The organism is Pseudomonas sp. NPDC087814 (assembly GCF_044742865.1).
In the GTDB taxonomy this organism is placed as follows: Bacteria; Pseudomonadota; Gammaproteobacteria; order Pseudomonadales; family Pseudomonadaceae; genus Aquipseudomonas.
The window spans coordinates 354,838-370,214 of record NZ_JBIUVK010000001.1; the positions used below are offsets into that span (position 1 = coordinate 354,838).

Genomic DNA, 15,377 nt, shown 5'->3' on the forward strand with positions numbered 1-15,377 from the left:
GGGTTGGTATGGTTTGATACTCTTTTGGTATGGGTGTATATCCGTTATCTGGGTAACGGCTACCTATGGTTTCGCTCTTACAGCGAGGGCCGCTGCGCAATACCTGCGTTCGGCCTCGAGCTTATTGGGGCAGTCAGATCAAGATCAAAAGCAAGAGCACGGCGGCCTGAAAGCCGACCTGAGTGTTAAAAACCAAGCGCTTTTCTGTAGGAGCCGGCTTGCCGGCGATGCAGACACCTCGGTGCATCAGGTACACCCAGTTGATGCCATCGCCGGCAAGCCAGCTCCTACAGTGGACCGTGCCCGCTTTAGCTTCTGATTTGGCTTTTAACACTCAAGCCGGCTTTCAGGCCGCTGTAAGAGCGGAACCAATATCGGCCATCACCCAAATAACGGATATGCCCCCGATCTACCACCCCCGCAACCGCTCCCAAACCTGCACCTCACCATTCTCCAGCAGCGCGCCATAGCTGCCGAACTGCGTCCCCGTAGCACACGCATGGTTAGGCAAAACCCTCAGCCGCGTCCCCAGCGGAAACCGCTCAACCACATCCACCGCCACCCCGTCGAACCAAGCCACCCCATGCTCCTGATTCGCGCTGCCCACCAGCAACCCCTCAATCACCTCACCACCCTCGGTACACACCTGCCCATAACCAAAATCCCGCTTCTGCGACTGCGTCCCACGATCCCGACTCATCGCCATCCACCCCGCGTCGGTAATGATCCAGCCCTTTTCCACCTGATGCCCGATCACCGTAGTCAGCACACTCAACGCCAGCTCATCAATGCGGCACACCCCAACGTTATGCATCACCAAATCAAAAAACGCATAAACCCCGGCCCGCAGCTCAGTCACACCCTCCAGGCTCACCGCCGACAGCGCCGTGGGCGTCGAACCCACACTCACCTGCAAGCAAGGCAACCCCGCCCCCCGAATCACCTCGGCCGCTGCAACACAGCGCGCCCGTTCCTGCTCGGCAATCGCCCGCAACGCCTCAGGCGTATCCAGCCCGTAACTTTCCCCGGCATGAGTCAACACCCCGGCAAGCATCCCGCCGCCATACAGCAGCCTGGCGATCTCCAGCAACAGCGGATCCTGAGGCTTCACCCCGGACCGGTGCCCATCACAGTCAATCTCAATCAGCACCGCAAAAACCTCACCCTGCAGCGCACCAAACTCGACAATCGCCCGGGCCCCGGCAAGGCTGTCGGTGATCAGCGTCAGCGCACACCCCTGACGACGCAACGCCAACGCCTGAGGCAATTTATGCGGCGCCATCGCCACCGCATACAGAACGTCCCGAATGCCGAGGTCGAAAAAATACTCGGCCTCCTTCAACGTCGAAACCGTAATCCCCGTGGCCCCGGCAGCGATTTGCGCCGCCACCACCTCGGCACATTTATGGGTCTTCACATGGGGCCGCAAGCTCACACCCAAGTCATCGGCACGCTGCTGCATACGCAGGATATTGCGCTGCATCCGGCTCACATCCAGCAAAGCTGTCGGGGTTTCCATCGTGCACACTCCAAAAGGTAAATTGACGGTCTATCCAGTACTGGATATGTTGTCTGAATGAAAAAACACACTCCCGAACAAGCGGCCTTGATCAGCCAGCTCGAACAGATTGCCGAAGGCCTGAGCAAGACCTTCAGCCCGTTTTGCGAGGTCGTGCTGCACGACCTGCGCGACCCGCAGCACGCAATCATGGCCATCCACAACAACCTCTCCGGGCGCCAGCCGGGTGACCCGGCCACCGAGCTGGGCCTGGCGCGGATTGCCGATCCCGAGTACCCGCAGGTGATCGCCAACTACCAGAACCAGTTCGCCGACGGGCGTCAGGTCAAGAGCACTTCCATCGGTATCAAGGACTCCACCGGCAAGTACGTGGCGGCCTTGTGCATGAACGTCGACCTCTCGTTGTTCCGTGGCTTGCAGGGCATGCTGGAACAGTTCGGCTCGGTCAGCGGCGACCGGCCCGCCGAGTCTCTCGACCCGTCCGGTGCGGACGCCATTCGTGCGCGCATCGACCAGTTCGCCGCACGCCTGGCGACCACCCCACGTGCCCTCAAGGCCGCCGACCGGCGCCTGTTGATGCAAGAGCTGAAAGAAGCCGGCGTGATGGACATCCGGCGTGCCATGGAAACGGTTGCCTCACACCTTGGGGTCTCGCGGGCGGCGGTCTACACCTACGCCAAATGACCTATGCCGAGCGCGCCACGGCTTCGATTTCAATCAGATAGCCGTGGTGCAGTTCCGGCACCGGCACCACCGCGCGGGCGGGGCGGTGATCTCCCAGCGCAGCGGCGTACAAGCCATCAAATTCAGGCCAGTGTTTTACCCCCACCACGTACACCGTGACTTTCACCAGGTCTGCGGGTGAGCCGCCTGCGGCCTTCAAAATCGCCAACAGATTGTCCAGGGCCACTTGAGCCTGTTCGGCAAACGAAGCCTCGAGGTTATGACGCCCGTCAGGGCTCACCGGCAATTGACCGGAGATGTACAGCGTGCCCTGATGGCTTACGGCCTGGGAGTAGTGCCCGGCAGGCGCCGAGGCCGCGGGGGTGTGGATGAAGTTCATTGTGGAGCGCTCAGCAACTGCGCATACGTTTGGAGGTCGACGTTGCCGCCGGTCACGATGACGCCCACGCGCTGGCCCCGGAACTGATGCTTGAGGTTTCGCAGGGCCGCGAGGCCAAGGCAGCCGGTGGGCTCCACGACCATCTTCATGCGCTGCATGAAGAACTTCATCGAGGCCACCAATTCGGCGTCCGAGACAGTGAAAATGTCAGTGACCTGCTCGCGAATGATCGGGAAGGTGTGCTGACCCAAATGCTGGGTCTGGGCGCCGTCGGCGATGGTGACGGGCGTGTCGATGTGCACGATGCTGCCGCTCTGGAAGGAGCGCTGGCCGTCGTTCCCGGCTTCGGGCTCGACCCCGTACAAGAGGCAATCGGGCGCCAGCGCACGGGTGGCCAGCGCGGTGCCGGAGAGCATGCCGCCACCACCCAGGCCGACAAACAGCGCGTCCAGCGGGCCGGTTAACTCCAGCAGCTCCTTCGCGGCAGTGCCTTGGCCGGCCAGCACGTCCGGGTGGTCGAAGGAGGGGATCAGGGTCATGCCGTGTTGCTCGGCGAGTGTGCGACCAATCTGCTCGCGGTCTTCGGTGATGCGGTCATAGAACACCACCCTTGCACCGTATTCCCGGGTAGCGGCGACCTTCGCGGCGGGGGCGTCGGTGGGCATCACGATGGTTGCCGGCATCTGCAACAACCGCGCGGCCAGCGCGATGCCTTGCGCATGATTACCCGAGGAAAACGCCACGACGCCAGCCTTGCGCTGCTGCTCATCAAAACGCGACAGCGCATTGAAGGCGCCGCGAAACTTGAACGAGCCGGTGCGTTGCAGGTTTTCGCACTTGATAAACACCTGGGCGCCGGTCTCGGCATCGAGGGTACGCGAGGTGAACACCGGCGTGCGGTGGGCGAAGCCTTCCAGGCGCTCGGCGGCTTTGATTACGTCATGGTAGGAAGACGGTGGCATGGGAGGGACCTCTCGAATGTCGTTAGATGGATAAAATATCCATGTCTATACAAACTGTAAAGTTGCATTTCATGCTAGCGTTTCGGGCTTCTCTGATCTGTAGAGGGCTCGACGTTGATTCGACTGACCGATTACATCGCTGATTTTTCCCGTTCGCCGCTGGCACCCTGGGTGGATCTTGCGCCGTGGGAGTTGGTGACCCAGGCGCCGGAAATCGTTCGCAAATTGCTGGCGGGGCTTTCTGATGACGACTATGAGATTCATGACGAGATTGCCGTGCACCGTACTGCGGTCGTGGAGGCGGGCGCTGTTTTGAAATCGCCGCTGATCATCGGCGCCCACTGTTTTATCGCTGCCGGTGCCTACCTTCGCGGCGGTTGCTGGGTGGATGAATATTGCATCTTCGGACCGGGTGCCGAGCTCAAGACGTCCTTTGTCTTCAGCGGCAGCAAGTTGGCGCATTTCAACTTTGTCGGTGATTCGGTATTGGGCCGCGGGGTTAACCTGGAAGCCGGCAGTATCGTGGCCAACTACCGGAACGAGCGTGACGACAAGGAAGTGCAGGTGCGCATTGACGGGCAGTTGCAGCGCACCGGCTGTGACAAGTTTGGCGCGCTGCTTGGGGATCAGTCGCGGGTTGGAGCCAATGGTGTGTTGGCACCGGGAGCGGTGCTTGCGGCGGGTAGTGTGGTTAGGCGTGGGGAGGTTTTCGATTGTGAGCGGTAGGGGGTTTTTGGTGTACATATCCGTTAGTTGAGTAACGGCTACTTATGGTTTCGCTCTTACAGCGACTCGCTTTGGAAAAGCCGGAATGCCGGCCCAGCCCAAAGTAAGCACAGGGCTCTGCCCCGCCTGTCGGCGCCTCGCTGTGGCTCGGGCTTATTGGGGCAGTCAGAGCCAGATCAAAATCAAAAGCAAGAGCACAGCGGCCTACAGGCCGGCTTGAGTGGTAGAAGCCAGAGCAAGATCAAGGGCGCACACGGTCCAAATGTGGGAGCGGGCTTGCTCGCGAATGCAGTCTGTCAGTTGATGCATTGGGTGACGGACACACCGCATTCGCGAGCAAGCCCGCTCCCACATTTTTTGACCGTGCTCGCTTTAGATTTTGATTTTGCTCTTCAACACTCAAGTCGGCTTTCAGGCCGCTGTGCTCTTGATCTGTTTTTGATCTTGATCTTAGGCGCCCCGTTAAACCACGCTGGCCGAACGCAGGTAGCACGGGGCAGGGACGCCCCGTCGCGGCGGCCCGCTTCCCAACGCTACTGCAAGTTGACAAACAATCCCCCGTCTACCAACAGCGAAGCTCCGGTCACATACCGCGCCATGTCCGAGGCGAGGAACACGATGGGCCCCGCGACGTCGTCGGGTTCACCCAGGCGCCCCAACGGCGTGCGCGAAGTCATGTACGTCAGCTTCTCCTCGTCGGCCAAGTCTTCCTTGTTGATATCGGTGGCAATCGTTCCCGGCAGCACCGAGTTGCAGCGAATACCATACGGCCCCAACGCAATCGCACAGGACTGCATCAACGAGTGCAGCCCGGCCTTGGTCGGCGTGTAGTGCGTCTGCATCCCGCCACCCACCAGCGCACTGATGGAACTGACGGCGATGATCGCGCCGCCCTTGCCCTGGTTTTTCATCTGGTTTGCCGCCGCTTGCACGGCGAAGTAGGCGCCGTTGAGGTTGGTGTTGACCGTCTTCAGGTACACCTCACGCGGCATGTCGAGAAACGAGTGGAACGGACAAATCCCGGCGTTGTTGACGAACACATCCACACTGCCGAATGCCTTGAGCGCGCCGGCCACCAGTTTGTCGCCGGTGTCCGGATCAGCCGCATCGCCGCCCACCTCCACCGCTTGGCCGCCGAACGCCTTGATTTCCTCGATCAACGAAAACGCCGCTTCAGTGCCTTGGCCGCTACCACTGTGGCCGATGACCACACGGGCACCCTGGCGTGCACATTCCCTGGCGGCGGCGCGGCCGATTCCACGGGAGGCGCCAGTAATAATCACGGTTTTGTCTGCAAGTAACATAAGTGAACTCCTGAAAAAAAGCGGCCTCAGCCGAGATAGTTGCCGTAACCGACCATGGCAATGGCACCGAGAATCACCGCGATACCCGCGGCCAATACGCCTTTGTTGGTGGCGCTGGTGCCCTGCCATTCGCGGAAATACAGGCCCCAGCAGTTGGATACGATGATGATGAAAGACATGTGCAACACCCACGAACTGGCGTCGTTCTGCAGGCGGCTTTCGCCCATGCCGTAGAAGAAAAACTGCAGGAACCACAGGGTGCCGGCACACGCCACCAACAGGTAGTTGCCAAGCAGCGGAGTGCTGCGGTCGGTGTAGTTGTGGAACGTGCGGTTGCGCCAGTTCAGCCACAGGCACCAGAGGCCGTTGGTGGTCAGGCCACCCCACATGATCACCATGAAGGTCACGTTGTTCTGGAACAGGCTGTTGGCGCCATGCTCGACAGCCGCGGCAGCCAGTGGGCGCCCGGCTGAAATACCGTAGCTGAAGCACGCGCTCAGCACCCCGGAGATCACCGCAACCAGCATGCCCTTGGCCACCGAGAACTCGCTGATGCTGGCGAATTTCACCGCTTCCGGCACTTCTCGTTCCTTGATCAGCCCGGCCTTGCCGCACACGGCGATGCCCACCAGCGATACCGCCACGCCCCACAGCACCCAATGCCCGCCCTGGGAGGCGAGCATTGAGGTCAGGGTGCCTTCGGTGGCGTCGGTGAACAGATCGCGATACAGCGCCGGCATCAAGGCGCCAAGGGCCGAGGTCAGGCCCAGTACCAGCGACATGCCCAGGGACAGCCCGAGGTAGCGCATGGTCAGGCCGAAGGTCAGCCCGCCGATGCCCCAGAGCACGCCGAACAGGTAGGTCCAGAGCAAGGTGCTGCTGTCGGCCTGGCGCAGGATGTCGGCCCAGCCGGGCACGGTCAGTTGCGCGGCAATCAGCGGCACGATCAGCCATGACACCAGGCCGCCGGTGATCCAGTAGCTTTCCCAGGCCCAGCCGCGGACTTTCTTGTAGGGGATGTAGAAGCTGCCGGAGGCGAAGCCGCCGATGAAGTGCAGAATCACACCGAAGAGAATGATTTCCAAGTAGTCGAATCCTTTTTTATTGTTGTGGTAGCGCGCTGTTTTAGCCTGGGGTAAGGCTGAACATCGGGATTAAATCCACGCTGACGGGCGAGGCGTCCGGCTGGCTGGGCATGATGTCTTGCATGTACTGCCACCACCGTTGCATCAGCGCGGTGCCCGGCAGTGCGTCGAGCCCGTGCCGCTCTTCGTGGGTCATCACGGCGAACAAGGCGTTGCTGGCCTCGTCGAGGAAGATCCGGTAGTCCACCACGCCGGCATCACGCAGGGCCTGGGCCAGTTCGGGCCAGATCTCATCGTGGCGTCGACGGTACTCGGCGTGCTGACCGGGGTTGAGGTTCATGCGAAAGGCTCGGGTCTGCATTAGTTGCCTCCGTGGGGTGGCGTAGGACTGTAGATGCGCACCGCGTTGTGCAGGAAGAACTTGCCCTGTACGTCCTCGGATTTGCCCGCCATGCAGGCTTTCACCAGGCCCAGGGTGGTGGCGAAACTGGCCAGGTGATCGCTGTTGGGCCAGTCGCTGCCGAAGAAGCAACGGTCTTCGCCAAAGGCTTCCCACAGCACGGCCAGGCGGTCGTTGTAGAACGCCGGGTCAAGGATCAGACCCTGCGGGCCGACCTGGGGGATTTCCGCCAGTTTGGCAAATACATTCGGCCGCTCTGCCAGGCGCATCAGGTCGGCGTGATACGCGGATTCTTCGCCGGCGGGCACGCTGGCATTGGGCAGGTGATCGACGATGATGCGCAGCTCGGGCAAGGCATCGCTCAAATGCAGCAGCCCTTTGATCAAGCGCGGATTGGGGTTGGCGCTGTCCAGGCCACGCCCGTATTCGGCGAGGCGGCGCAGGCCTTCGATAAAGCCGGGGCGCTTCTGGTCGTCTGGCAAATCGCGGTCCCACAGGTTGCCGTAGCGCAAACCGAGGAACAGCGGTTCATGGGCCAAGGCATCGAGGTCTGCCGCAAAGTCGCCGTGCAGCGGGTCAAGGTTGCCGACGAAACCGAGCATGCGCAGGTCGCTGCGCAGGGTCTCCAGCAACCAGCGGTTGTCGTCGCGCCACGGGCTGGCTTCCACGGCAATCGCGCCGATCACGTTATGTTCGCCTGCCAGCGGCCAATAATCCGCCGGCAAATGTGCGGCATACAGCGCGTTTCCCGGCTCGGGCCAGGGAATACCCTGGGGGCGGCGCGGGTCGAACAGGTGCAAATGGCTGTCGATGATCGGCCCGCTGTAAGGGGTAAGGGGCATAGCGCAATCCTTCGGAACAATGGATGGGGAAGGGCCCGCACGCTACCGCGCCAAGGCCCGTTGCACCACTTCAGCTCTGCAAGTACACCGCATGGGTGTGGGTGTACTCGTACAGGCCGTGCTTGCCATCGGCGCCGCCGATCCCGGATTTACGCACGCCGGCATGAAAGCCTTGCATCGCCTCGAAGTTCTCGCGGTTGACGTAGGTTTCGCCGAACGACAATTCGCGCACCGCCTGCATCGCCTTGCCCAGGTCGCGGGTGTAGATCGAAGAGGTCAGGCCGTAGTCGCAGTCGTTGGCCATGGCGATGGCCTCATCCAGGTCGTCGACAATCTGGATCGGCAGCACGGGGCCAAAAATTTCTTCGCGCATGATTTCCATGTCGGCGTGGCAACCGGCCAATACCGTCGGCTGGAAGTGAAAGCCCTGGCCCAGGTCGGCGATCTGTCCACCGGTGACCAGCGATGCACCCTGGCTCAAGGCGGTGCGTACCTTGCGATTGACGCTGTCCAGGCCTTGGCGGTTGATCAGCGGGCCCATCTCCACATCGGCCTGGGCGATGGGATCGCCGTAGCGGGTGGCAGCCATCGCGGCGCTGATGCGCTCGATGAACTGGTCAGCCACCTTGCGCTCCACGTACACCCGTTCGGCGCAGTTGCACACCTGGCCGCTGTTGATGATCCGCGAGTCGCGAATGGCGTTTACCGCGAGGTCCAGGTCGGCATCGGCGAGGACGATGGCAGGTGCCTTGCCACCCAGCTCGAGGTTGAGCTTGGTGATATGGGGGGCGGCGGCAGCCATGATCCGCGAGCCGGTAGCGACGCTGCCGGTGAAGCTGATCATGTCCACGCCCTTATGGGCGGTGAGGGCGCCACCGACGCGGCCATCGCCGCAGACCACATTGAATACCCCGGCCGGCAGGTCGGTCTCGGCCACCAGTTTGGCGAACTCGAAGCAGTTGTTCGGCGTTTCTTCGCTGGGTTTGATCACGATGGTGTTGCCGGTGAGCAACGCCGGGGCCATCTTGCGGGCGATCAAAAAGAACGGGAAGTTCCACGGCAGGATGCCGGCCACCACACCCAGGGGTTTGCGGAACAGGAAGATATTTTCATTGGGGCGGTCGCTGGTGATGATCTCGCCTTCAATGCGGCGCGCCCACTCGGCCATGTAGTCGAGGTAGTCGGCGGTGAAGTTGACTTCCACTTCCGCCAGGCCGCTGACCTTGCCTTGCTCCAGGGTAATGGTGCGCGCCAGGTGGGCGACGTTTTCCCGCAGCTTGGCGGCGATGCGGCGCAAGTGCCCGGCACGTTCGATCGCCGGTTTGCGCGCCCAGTCTTTTTGCGCATGACGTGCGGCAGCCAAGGCTTGGTCGATGTCTTCGGAGGTGGACGCCGGGACCTTCGACAACAGGGCGCCGGTGGCCGGGTTCAATACATCCAGGTGTGCATCGCTGGAGGTAAAGCGGCCGTTGATGAAGTTCTGGTAGACCGGTACGGATGACATGCTTGGCTCCTCAGTAAGTACGTGACGGTGCTTTGGCGTCGGCGGCGGGGCGATAGCGGGCCAGGGTCGCCATGGCACCCTGGCGCAGCAGGCTGATGTCGATGGCCACCGCAATGAACTGGCAGCCCCAGGCTTGATAGCGGCGGGCGTCGTCTTCGTTGGGCGCGAGAATGCCGCAGGCCTTGCCGGCCGCCAGCGTGGCATTGACTGCGTACTGGATGCGCTCCTGTACCTCGGGGTGCCCGGGATTGCCGGGGTGACCGAGGCCGATGGACAGGTCGGCGGGGCCGATAAACACCGCGTCCACGCCTTCCACCGCCACAATCGCCGCGACGTTTTCAACGCCCAGACGCGACTCCACCTGCACGATCAGGCACAGCTGTTCATGGGCGGTGTTGAGGTAATCCGACACGCCGTCCCAGCGGGTGGCGCGGGTCAAGCCGCCACCAACGCCACGAATACCGTGGGGCGGATAACGCATCGCACGCACCAGGGCCTTGGCTTGCTCGGCGGTTTCGACCATCGGGATCATCAGCGTCTGGGCGCCGACGTCCAGCAGTTGCTTGATCAGGTTGGCGTCGCTGCTTACCGCGCGTACCACCGGGGCGGTGGTGTAGGGAGCCACGGCCTGGAGCTGGTTGAGCACGCTGGGCACGGTGTTGGGGGCGTGTTCGCCGTCAATCAGCATCCAGTCATAACCGGTGCTGGCGACGATCTCGGCGGCATAGGCGGTGGCGAAGCCGGCCCAGATCCCGTATTGCGCGGCGTCTTTACGCAGCGCGGCCTTGAAAGCGTTGTGGGGCATGTTCATGGCAGGAGTCCTCAGCGGTTGTACGGGCGATGCAATTGGCAATCGGGGTTGAGGTCCACGCCAAACCCGGGTTTGTCGAGCACCGACAGGCGCATGCGGCCATTCACCGGCACGGGTTCACCGAGCAGTTGCGGGTGGAACATCGGCACCACTTCGTCTGCCTTGGGCGCCATCATCAGGAACTCGGCGAACGGGCTGTTATGGCGGGTCGCAACAAAGTGGTAGCTGTAGACCGACGAGCCGTGGGGCACCACCAACGCATTGTGGGCATCGGCCAAGGCGGAGATTTTCACCAGCTCGGTGAGGCCGCCGCACCAGCCCACATCTGGCTGGATAATGTCGCAGCACCCCATCTCCAACAGCATGCGAAAGCCCCAGCGGGTGGCTTCGTGTTCGCCGGTGGTAACCAACATGCCTTTGGGCACGTTGTTGCGCAGCGCGGCATAGCCCCAGTAGTCGTCGGGCGACAGCGCTTCTTCGATCCATTTCAGGCCGTATTCATGGGCGCCGGTTGCCAGTTTGGTGGCGTAGTTCAGGTCCAGGCTCATCCAGCAGTCGAGCATCAGCCAGAAGTCCGGGCCGACCCGTTCGCGCATGGTGGCCAGTTCCTCGAGGTTTTTGCGCAGGCCTTCTTCGCCTTCCGATGGGCTGTAGTGCAAGGGCATCTTGCCGCCGATAAAGCCCATCTTCTGTGCGAGGTCCGGGCGGGCGCCGGTGGCGTAGAACTGCAATTCGTCACGCACCGCGCCGCCGAGCAACTGGTGCACCGGCTCCTGGCGGATTTTGCCGAGCAGGTCCCACAGCGCCAGGTCGACACCGGAGATCGTGTTGATCACCAGGCCCTTGCGGCCGTAGTACAGGGTGGACTGGTACATCTGGTCCCAGATTTTTTCGATATCGGTGACGCGGGCGCCTTCCAGGAAGCGCGCCAGGTGCTTCTCGACGATATAGGCGGCGGGCTCGCCACCGGTGGTCACGGCGAACCCGACGGTGCCGTCGCTGGCCTCGATTTCCACTACGAGCGTGCCGAGTACGTTGATCCCGAAACTGCGGCGACTCTGGCGGTACTCGGGGTATTTGCTCATGGGGGTGCTGATGTGATCGTCGATCCAGTGGCCGTCTGCCTGGTCGTGGTAGTCCGCGCCGCCGCCGCGCAGCACAAAGGCGCGCACGTGCTTGATTGTGATGTTGCCCATGGTGTGACTCCTTGATTAAACAGTGGCCGGCGTGTTCGTCGCTTTATGGCCTGGGGAATGGATACCGAGTACCAGCAAGGCTGCGACTACAGTGGTGGCGGACAGCAGGTAAAGGCCGGCCGCAGGGGAGTGAAAGGCGGTTTCTGCCCAGTTCTTCAGCACCGGGGCGATAAAACCGCCGAGGGCGCCGAAGGAGTTGATCAGGGCGATGCTGGCGGCCGCTGCGCTGCCGGCCAGGTAGCTGGACGGGAAGGTCCAGAACACCGGTTGCACGGCGATAAAGCCCGAGGCGGCAAAGCACAGGGCGAGCATGCCCAGCAGCGGGTTGGCAAAGGTCACCGAGCAGGCGATCCCGGCGGCGGCCATCAACAGGGTCAGGGACGCGGCTTTGCGGCGTTCACCGGTGCGGTCGGAGTAGCCGGGAATCCACCACGCGGCGAACAGCGCACAGACCCAGGGAATCGCCGAGACCAGGCCCACCATCAAGCCGACCCTGGTCCCCAGCAGCCCACCGACCTGGGTTGGCAAGTAGAACACCACGCCGTAAACGCTGGCCTGGATCAGCATGTACACCAGGCACAGGTACAGCACGCTGGGCTGGCACAGCACAGTGAGCAGGCTACGGCCGTGAGAGGTTTTGTGCTGGTCTTCGCGGTCGAGCAGGTCCTGGATCTGGCGGCGCTCTGCAACGCTCAGCCATTTGGCATCGGCGGGGCGGTTGTCCAGGTACCAGTAGGCCCAGATGCCAACCGCGGTGGCCATCAGGCCTTCCACCGCGAACAGCCATTGCCAGCCGTGCAGCCCAGAGAACCCGTCCAGCTCCAACAACAGGCCCGAGAGCGGGCTGCCGAAGATGAAGGCCAGGGGCGCGCCAAAGTAAAAGAAACCCATGGCCTTGCCGCGCACGGCAGAGGGGAACCAGTAGGTGAGGTAGAGAATCACCCCGGGGAAAAATCCGGCTTCGGCCACGCCCAGCAGGAAGCGCAACAGGTAGAAGCTGGTTTCGTTATGGGCAAACATCATGGCGGCGGACACCAGGCCCCAACTGACCATGATCCGGCACATCCACAGGCGGGCACCGACGCGATGCATGATCAGGTTGCTCGGCACTTCCAGCAGCGCATAGCCGACAAAAAACACCCCGGCGCCAAAGGCGAAGGCGGCATCACTGAGGCCGGTGTCGGCCTGGAAGGCTTGCTTGGCGAACCCGACGTTGGCGCGGTCGAGGAAGGCCATGATGTACATCAACAGCAGAAAGGGCAGCAGCCGCCAGGAAATCTTGGCGAGCAAGGACGCAGGCAGGGTCTTCATTGTTCAGTCCAGTTGTTTTGTTCTTATGGGAAGGACTGTACGGCGCTCCATCTATACGCTACAAATCGAATCTCGCTTACAACTGATAACCTCAGGGTATCGATAACAAGGAAAAAAATGAGTAGTCCCGCAATCTCCCGCAGCCTGTTCAACCGACTGCGCTACAAGCATCTGCATATGCTGGTGGCCTTGAGTTCCAGCCAGAACCTGCACCGTGCGTCCCAAAGCCTGAACATGTCGCAGCCGGCGGCGACGCGCATGTTGCGCGAGATCGAGGATATGTTTGCCTGTGACCTGTTCGAGCGCCTGCCGCGGGGCATGCGCCCGACGGCACTGGGCAAGGAATTGATCCGCTTTGCCGAGTCGGCGCTGAGTGGCCTCGACCGCTGCGCCGAGGAACTGATGATGCGCCAGCAGGGCGGCTACGGGTATTTGTCGATCGGCACCATCATGGGCGCGGCGCCGGACCTTGTGATGGACTCCATTGCGCAGATCAAAACCCTCAACCCGCAGATGCGCATTCGCATCATGGGCGATACCAGCGACCAGGTGATCCAGTTGCTGGAGCAAGGCCGCATCGACCTGGCCATCGCCCGGCGCAACGCCGCCACCGACAGTGAGCATTACACCTTTGAGCCCCTGGGCAACGAACGCATGCTGGTGGTGGTGCACGCCGGCCACCCCCTGGCCCAGCGCGAGCATCTGCCGCTGGCGGAACTGGTCAGTGACTGGCCGTGGATTCTGCAACCGCAAACCAGCCCGGCGCGCATTGGTTTTGATGAAGCATTGCAACACCTGGCCTTGCCGCAGCCGGCGGACATTATCGAGTGCAGTTCGGTGTATTCCATGCAGCAACTGATTCAACTCACCGACGCGATCATGGTGCTCTCGGAAAGCGCCCTGCGGGATTACTTGAAAATGGGCCTCGTGGTGGCCTTGCCGGTGGTGCTGGAGGTGCAACTGGCACCGTTCGGGATGCTGCTGCGCAAGGGCGACCCGGTGAGCCGCGAGTTGGGGTTGTTTATCGACATGCTCAGGCAAAAGGCCGCAATGCTTTAAACATCGTGTGCAAAAGAACGTGGTACGCCGGCAGGTTATTAAATAGAATGAATCTCATTTGAGACTGACTCGCGCCGCGCAGGTTACTTGCCATGAATGATGCTGTAGTGCCGAGGCACCTCGCTGAACCCAGCCTTCACACGTTGTATCGCGACCACCGCAGCTGGCTCGAAAGCTGGCTGCGGCGCCGCTTGGGCAACGCCTGGGATGCGGCCGACCTGAGCCAGGACACGTTCCTGCGGGTGCTGGCCAGCGCGCAGCCGATTGCGCAATTGCAGGAGCCCCGGGCCTATCTGGTGACGGTGGGCAAGCGCTTGCTGGTGAATTTTCACCAGCGGCGCAGTCTGGAACAGGCGTATCTCAATGCGTTGATGCAGTTGCCGGAGGCTTGCGTGCCGTCGCCGGAGCAACGCTGGTTGCTGCTGGAAACCCTGCAAGCCCTGGATGAATTGCTCGACGGTTTGCCGGCGGTAGTGCGCCGCGCGTTTCTTTGGAGCCAGCTGGAAGGACTCGGCTATCGGGAGATTGCCGAGCGGCTCAAGGTGTCCGAGCGTACGGTCAAGCGCTACATGGCCCAGGCTTACGAGCATTGCCTGCTGGTGGAACTGTGAGCCGTGCTGCGCCGGATCTCGCCCGGGCGGCGGCGCAATGGCTGGCGTTGCTGGAATCCGGCAGCGCCACCGAACGTGATCACGCCCGCCTGCAGCAGTGGCGTGACAGCCATCCCCAGCATGAGCAGATCTGGCAAAAAGCCCAATCGCTGCGCCAACGGTTTACCGACTTGCCGCCAGCGCTGGCCATGGCCAGCCTTGATCGTCCGCAACCGGGACGGCGTGCAGTACTCAAGCGTGCCTTGGGTATCGCCGCGTTGTTGCCAACCGCGTGGTTGCTCAGCCGGCAATTGCCTATCGACGTGTGGCGCGCCGACCTGCACACCGCCACTGGCGAACGCAAGCGAGTGCCGCTGTTGGATGGCAGCAGCCTGCAACTGAATACCGCGAGCGCGGTGGACGTGGATACGGCCCGGCGCCGTGTGACGCTGGTGGAAGGGGAGATGGCGTTGACGGTGCCGGGGGCTGGTGCGCTGACGGTGCAGACGCGTTATGGCCAGGTGATCGTCAGCCAGGCTGAAGTGTGTGTGCGGCAGTTGTCTTCCGGGTGTTTGGTGTCGGTGTTGAAGGGCGCGGTGCAGGTGCAGGACCTGCGTGGGCAAGTGGCGACATTGCAGGGGGGGCAGCAGGCACGGTTGCAGGCGTCGGGGATGGGCGCTGCGGTGGGGTTTGATGCGTTGCAATTGGGTTGGCGCGACGGTGTGCTGACTGCGCAGAACCAGCTGTTGGGTGATTTTTTGCGGGAGCTGGAGCGGTATCGGCCGGGTGTGCTGCGCTGGGACCCGAGCCTTGAAGCGCTGCGGGTCACTGGGAGTTTTCAGTTGGCTGATACCAATCGAATTCTTGCGTTGCTGGCGTCGACGATGCCGCTGCAAGTGCAGTCCCGTACGCAGTATTGGGTGACGTTGACGCCGCGTAAATCGGCTGCTTGATGCGATCCTTGTGGGAGCGGGGGTGCTCGCGAAGAACCTGAGAGCGCCGCGT

At 62.1% G+C, this 15,377-nt stretch carries 16 protein-coding genes; 5 read left to right on the forward strand and 11 right to left on the reverse strand.

The genetic code is table 11. The features are described from left to right. Positions 1 to 409: 409 nt before the first annotated feature. Positions 410 to 1,519: a DSD1 family PLP-dependent enzyme gene (locus ACIOMR_RS01780; RefSeq protein WP_177067357.1), complete on the reverse strand. Its 1,110-nt coding sequence runs from the start codon at positions 1,517 to 1,519 to the stop codon at positions 410 to 412. Between the two features lie 57 nt (positions 1,520 to 1,576). Here ACIOMR_RS01780 and ACIOMR_RS01785 point away from each other — a divergent pair, with 57 nt between their 5' ends. Beyond that, a complete protein-coding gene (locus tag ACIOMR_RS01785; RefSeq protein WP_003212543.1) occupies positions 1,577 to 2,203 on the forward strand; it encodes a transcriptional regulator in 627 nt (208 codons plus the stop codon). Between the two features lies 1 nt (position 2,204). Here the strand turns inward: ACIOMR_RS01785 and ACIOMR_RS01790 are convergent, their stop codons facing one another. Next, on the reverse strand, positions 2,205 to 2,582 hold the full coding sequence (locus ACIOMR_RS01790) for a RidA family protein (protein WP_177039962.1): 378 nt from the start codon (positions 2,580 to 2,582) through the stop codon (positions 2,205 to 2,207). Beyond that, entirely contained in the window at positions 2,579 to 3,544 is a 966-nt protein-coding gene (locus ACIOMR_RS01795) for a threo-3-hydroxy-L-aspartate ammonia-lyase (RefSeq protein WP_214498831.1), read from the reverse strand. Before ACIOMR_RS01795 ends, ACIOMR_RS01790 begins: the two co-directional genes overlap by 4 nt. 114 nt (positions 3,545 to 3,658) lie before the next feature. Between ACIOMR_RS01795 and ACIOMR_RS01800 the strand changes: the two genes are divergently transcribed. After that, entirely contained in the window at positions 3,659 to 4,270 is a 612-nt protein-coding gene (locus ACIOMR_RS01800; protein ID WP_401191860.1) for an LpxA family transferase, read from the forward strand. 533 nt (positions 4,271 to 4,803) lie between these two features. On the opposite strand, the gene ACIOMR_RS01805 is transcribed toward ACIOMR_RS01800, so the two are convergent. The 8 genes from ACIOMR_RS01805 to ACIOMR_RS01840 all read right to left on the reverse strand — a co-directional run bounded on the left by ACIOMR_RS01805 (position 4,804) and on the right by ACIOMR_RS01840 (position 12,723). Continuing rightward, entirely contained in the window at positions 4,804 to 5,574 is a 771-nt protein-coding gene (locus ACIOMR_RS01805) for an SDR family NAD(P)-dependent oxidoreductase (RefSeq protein WP_087693857.1), read from the reverse strand. A 26-nt stretch (positions 5,575 to 5,600) separates the two neighbouring features. Then, positions 5,601 to 6,659 (reverse strand): L-rhamnose/proton symporter RhaT, encoded by a 1,059-nt coding sequence (rhaT, locus tag ACIOMR_RS01810; RefSeq protein WP_102605252.1) that lies wholly within the window; start codon positions 6,657 to 6,659, stop codon positions 5,601 to 5,603. Between the two features lie 40 nt (positions 6,660 to 6,699). After that, complete coding sequence (gene rhaM, locus ACIOMR_RS01815) at positions 6,700 to 7,020, reverse strand: L-rhamnose mutarotase (protein WP_087693855.1); 321 nt, start codon at positions 7,018 to 7,020, stop codon at positions 6,700 to 6,702. Beyond that, positions 7,020 to 7,901 carry an amidohydrolase family protein gene (locus tag ACIOMR_RS01820; protein WP_401191864.1) on the reverse strand — a complete coding sequence of 294 codons (882 nt, stop codon included), beginning with the start codon at positions 7,899 to 7,901 and terminating at the stop codon, positions 7,020 to 7,022. Before ACIOMR_RS01820 ends, rhaM begins: the two co-directional genes overlap by 1 nt. A 70-nt stretch (positions 7,902 to 7,971) precedes the next feature. Then, positions 7,972 to 9,405, reverse strand: coding sequence for an aldehyde dehydrogenase (gene aldA / locus ACIOMR_RS01825; RefSeq protein ID WP_178965456.1), 1,434 nt, complete (start codon positions 9,403 to 9,405; stop codon positions 7,972 to 7,974). A 10-nt stretch (positions 9,406 to 9,415) separates the two neighbouring features. Next, entirely contained in the window at positions 9,416 to 10,216 is an 801-nt protein-coding gene (locus ACIOMR_RS01830) for an HpcH/HpaI aldolase/citrate lyase family protein (RefSeq protein ID WP_401191867.1), read from the reverse strand. An 11-nt stretch (positions 10,217 to 10,227) separates the two neighbouring features. Beyond that, entirely contained in the window at positions 10,228 to 11,412 is a 1,185-nt protein-coding gene (gene rhmD / locus ACIOMR_RS01835) for an L-rhamnonate dehydratase (RefSeq protein WP_177019627.1), read from the reverse strand. A 15-nt stretch (positions 11,413 to 11,427) separates the two neighbouring features. Beyond that, on the reverse strand, positions 11,428 to 12,723 hold the full coding sequence (locus ACIOMR_RS01840) for an MFS transporter (protein ID WP_177051389.1): 1,296 nt from the start codon (positions 12,721 to 12,723) through the stop codon (positions 11,428 to 11,430). Positions 12,724 to 12,840: 117 nt separating this feature from the next. Between ACIOMR_RS01840 and ACIOMR_RS01845 the strand changes: the two genes are divergently transcribed. From ACIOMR_RS01845 to ACIOMR_RS01855, 3 genes are all read left to right on the forward strand, one after another. Beyond that, positions 12,841 to 13,782 (forward strand): LysR family transcriptional regulator, encoded by a 942-nt coding sequence (locus ACIOMR_RS01845; protein WP_087693849.1) that lies wholly within the window; start codon positions 12,841 to 12,843, stop codon positions 13,780 to 13,782. 92 nt (positions 13,783 to 13,874) lie between these two features. Next, on the forward strand, positions 13,875 to 14,393 hold the full coding sequence (locus ACIOMR_RS01850) for a sigma-70 family RNA polymerase sigma factor (RefSeq protein WP_102605246.1): 519 nt from the start codon (positions 13,875 to 13,877) through the stop codon (positions 14,391 to 14,393). Beyond that, a complete protein-coding gene (locus ACIOMR_RS01855) occupies positions 14,390 to 15,325 on the forward strand; it encodes a FecR domain-containing protein (RefSeq protein ID WP_401191872.1) in 936 nt (311 codons plus the stop codon). The genes ACIOMR_RS01850 and ACIOMR_RS01855 overlap by 4 nt, the downstream gene beginning before the upstream one ends. Positions 15,326 to 15,377: the final 52 nt, after the last annotated feature.